This window comes from Rhodoferax sp. GW822-FHT04A08, from assembly GCF_058801025.1.
Window position 1 is genome coordinate 1 of sequence record NZ_JBXAMW010000080.1, and the last position, 475, is coordinate 475.

General features: G+C 61.3%; 1 protein-coding gene. It reads left to right on the plus strand.

Annotation, left to right across the window (positions count from 1 at the left end):
- Positions 1-475, plus strand: a 475-nt coding sequence (locus AC1RMF_RS26665) for an NAD(P)(+) transhydrogenase (Re/Si-specific) subunit beta (protein ID WP_493145581.1), incomplete at both ends; no start/stop codon positions are given.

The window sequence follows — 475 nt, forward strand, 5'->3', positions numbered from 1 at the left end:
CAAGGGCCAGCACAAGCTCAATCTGGAATTGGGCATTCTCACTTTCGCTCTGGGGGTCATATTTACCGCCAGTGGCAATGAGATGGCGTTCTTCGCGATGCTGGCGCTGTCCTTTGTGATGGGCGTGCTCATCATCATCCCCATTGGCGGCGCCGACATGCCGGTGGTGGTGTCCATGCTCAACAGCTACTCGGGCTGGGCAGCGGCGGGCATTGGCTTCAGCCTGAACAACAGCATGCTGATCATTGCCGGATCACTGGTGGGCTCCAGTGGCGCCATCCTCTCCTACATCATGTGCAAGGCCATGAACCGGTCGTTCTTCAATGTGATCCTGGGCGGCTTTGGTGGTGAGGCCGGTGGTCCTGCTGCGGGCAAGGCCGAGCAGCGCCCGGTCAAGAGCGGCTCCGCCGATGATGCGGCCTTTGTGCTGGGCAATGCCGAGACAGTGGTCATCGTGCCGGGCTACGGGCTGGCG